The 3,168-nt window shown below is 50.8% G+C and carries 2 protein-coding genes; both read right to left on the minus strand.

The genetic code is table 11. The features are described from left to right. Positions 1-855: 855 nt before the first annotated feature. Positions 856-1,512: a TatD family nuclease-associated radical SAM protein gene (locus VZT47_RS09840; protein WP_330224786.1), complete on the minus strand. Its 657-nt coding sequence runs from the start codon at positions 1,510-1,512 to the stop codon at positions 856-858. Between the two features lie 9 nt (positions 1,513-1,521). Next, positions 1,522-2,346, minus strand: a complete 825-nt coding sequence (locus VZT47_RS09845; protein ID WP_330224787.1) for a pyridoxamine kinase — start codon at positions 2,344-2,346, stop codon at positions 1,522-1,524. Between the last annotated feature and the right edge of the window lie 822 nt (positions 2,347-3,168).

A 3,168-nucleotide genomic window follows, 5' to 3' on the forward strand; every position in this document is an offset into this window, starting at 1 on the left:
ATGAGGCTGATTGATAAAGCATACCCGGGAAAAATGAGGAAAATGATAGTCAGGCAGGCTCTCCCTCGGGAACACCGCGACAGCGGTGAGAGGGCGCTAAAGAAAAGGCGGCCTGCGGCCGCCGGGATTCCATCCCTTGCCCTTTCAGGCCCTTCGGGCCAGCTTCCCCGAGGGGAAGCCTACCCTCAACCGATAGTGCCACAGATGAGGCTGACTAACGAAACGTACCCGGGACAAGTGACTATACCGTTAAGCAAGTGCTCTCCCTCGGGAGAGCTCCCCGAAGGGGTGAGAGGGCAAAATCGATTCGAAGAATCGATAATTTCTGTTTTCCATTGAAGTTCCCAACCGCCATTTCTCATCCCTCCCCCCTCAGTCTGCTTCGCAGCCAGCTCCCCCCAGGGGGAGCCTGACCAATCGACGGCCTTCGGCCGTCTGAGATCATCATCCTGCTCTATCCCTTCAAGGCACAAATGAGGCTGATTGCCGAAAGGCACCCGGGAAAAATGGGAAAAACGGATTTCGGACTTCGGATTTGGGACTTCGGGAAGGTGTGCCGCTGATGCGGCACAAGTATTTATGGGGAATGTGCCCATGCGAGTGTGAAAGGCCCGTAAGCGGGAGTCTTTCCTATTTCCCCATTTATCCCGAGTATCTTTCATCAGTCAGTCCCATTTCGACTCATTCGGGCTTTTCCCCCTGCCTGTGTACAGTCTCCATAAAAAAAGCCGGCACATCAGTGCCGACACTTTCCCGCACCCTGAAATCTCGAGATGGGGATCGGGTGGCAAGCCGCGGTGAGGCTAAGACCCGAATACCGCAGCTGACTCAGGTCATTATATCTAACAATTGTCTCTAATGGTCTTCATATACTCTCACCCGGAGCGTGAGTCCCCTGTCTTCGCAGATCTTCCTGCATTTCCTGATTTCTTCGCTGTTTTCCACATGGTCCACCACGGTCAAAACCACATGGGGCACATATTTTTTGCAGCGGACTGCAAAGTCCAGCATGGCCTCAAACGAGCGGAGTCCGAAGGAGCTTCTCGTCAGGGCAAGGTACCGTTCCGCATTGGAAGCATTGAGGGAAATGGAAATGGTATCGAGAATGCCTTTGAAATCGGGCGCGGTATCCCTTTTGTACTGCAGGTCGGAAAGGCCATTGGTATTGAGTCTGGTGGGAACTGTCGGATGATTGTCTTTCACCCATTGGAGGAGGGTTTTCAGGTCTTCCAGCCGGCAGGTGGGTTCGCCGAATCCGCAGAATACGATTTCGCTCACTTTGTCCCAGGGAAGGGCGGAGAGTTCCATTTCCACTTCAGAAACGGTGGGTTCTTTTTTAAGCCAGAGGGAGGAGTCTTCCCGCATCTGTTTCATGCTCCGAAGGCAAAAGGTACAATTGCAGGTGCAGCGGTTCGTGAGATTCACATAAAATCCCCGTTTCCCTTCAGGCTGGCGGGCAAGACTGTCCTCCACATTCACATAGACGCCGGAAAAATAGCTGTATACGATCATGGTTCCTCCTTATTTCAAATCGGTGAGAAATTCTTCAAAGGCCAGACCCCAGTTCCGGGGGAGGTCCAGTTCTTCGGTATACGTCATGCAGCGGCTCACAAAAGAGGCGGCAGATTTTACGGCATTTTCAAGGCTTTCTCCCCGCACGATTTTCGCAGCCACCACGGCGGAATATACATCTCCGGTCCCGGAACGGTCGCTGCCTATCTTTTTCACCGGATGAATGGAAATCCCTTTTCCTCTTTCGTACATGAAATTCATGAGATTTTCCCCTTCCGGAAGGCCCGTGATCACGACCTCCGAAGGTCCTTTTTCCGAAAGGGCGCGGGCCATATTTCCAAGTATTTCCGTAGAAAAAGTACCTTCCTCCGGATAAGGCATGGACAGAAGTTCGCAGGCTTCGGTAAGATTGGGCGTAATCACGTCAGAAAGGGTGAGAAGCTCCCGCATCCGCTGGCAGAGTTCTTCGGTGTAGGAGGGGTACAGTTTCCCATTATCTCCCATGACAGGATCCATGATGACTATCGTCCCCGGTTTTTTGAAATCTCTGATGAAATCCATGACGATTTCCACCTGAGAAACAGACCCCAGGAAACCGGTGAGAATGCCGTCAAATTCGAGGTGATTTTTCTTCCAGCTTTCCATGTAGGGCTTCATGCGTCGGGTATAATCATCGATGTAGAAATCCGGAAATCCCGTATGCACCGAAAGGATGGCAGTGGGAAAAAGGCAGCCCTGGATTTTCAGGGCGGAAATAATGGGCAGCTGTACCGCCGTGGAACAGCGCCCAAAACCGGTCATGTCATTCACGATGGCAATTCGTTTCTGGGGCATGGAATCACATCCTGTATTTTCACTATTATATATGGAAACTTTGAGTCCGGATAACTTTTGAATCGGGGATATCGGGAAGCTCGGGAATGTCGGGGTCGTCTGGAAGGATATGGTTTCCTGCGGAAACCAGTTTTTTATAGTGCCCTTTGGCGTGCGATTAAAAGAAAAGGGCGGATAACAGGTCAAAATTTTTCCCATATCCCGCGAACCGACAGGACGACCCGGGAGTCCGCTTCGCGGCCAGCTCCCCAGGCCCGGAGAGCCCTGAACGTTTCGACTTGCAGGGGATTTTACCCTGTCTGTGCAAATTCCCCATATACCCGTGCCCCATCAGGAGCACCCCTTCACGAAGAACGATACGCCGCTAATGCAGCAAAACTCACACAGAACAAAGCTGACTCATTCTCTATCTTTTATATTTCCCTATTATAATTCAAAAAAAAGCGGTGTAAACGAAAAAAGCCCATCTTTACAAACAATTTACCCGGGCCGGCAGCCGTCATATTCAGTTTGCAAACCTTCCCCATCATTTCAGCGTATAAAGTTTAATGAAATTCTAATGATACAAATCGCGATTTTTGCTACTATACCTGTGAAAGCAGCAAGAGCGAGGCCTCGGGCCGAGTCCCATCCGATCCGCTGAGCGCTCAAAAATTTAAGGCGGATCCGGGGCAAGACCCACGTGCTCTATAAGCTTTCAAATCCTCGAGGAAATATCGAGTTTCACCCTTATTTTTACAAAACAAAATAAACTCCCAACAAACGAGAAAGAAAATCTTCGGACCCGCGCCCCCCGCAACGTACCTTGATCACGAGATGACA

It is taken from the genome of Dialister sp. (assembly GCF_036343215.1).
GTDB lineage: Bacteria > Bacillota > Negativicutes > Veillonellales > Dialisteraceae > Dialister.

Coding starts and splice junctions, on each gene's coding strand:
- VZT47_RS09845 (WP_330224787.1), bottom strand. CDS start 2,346: ATGCCCCAGAAACGAATTGCCATCGTGAATGACATGACCGGTTTTGGG.
- VZT47_RS09840 (WP_330224786.1), bottom strand. CDS start 1,512: ATGATCGTATACAGCTATTTTTCCGGCGTCTATGTGAATGTGGAGGAC.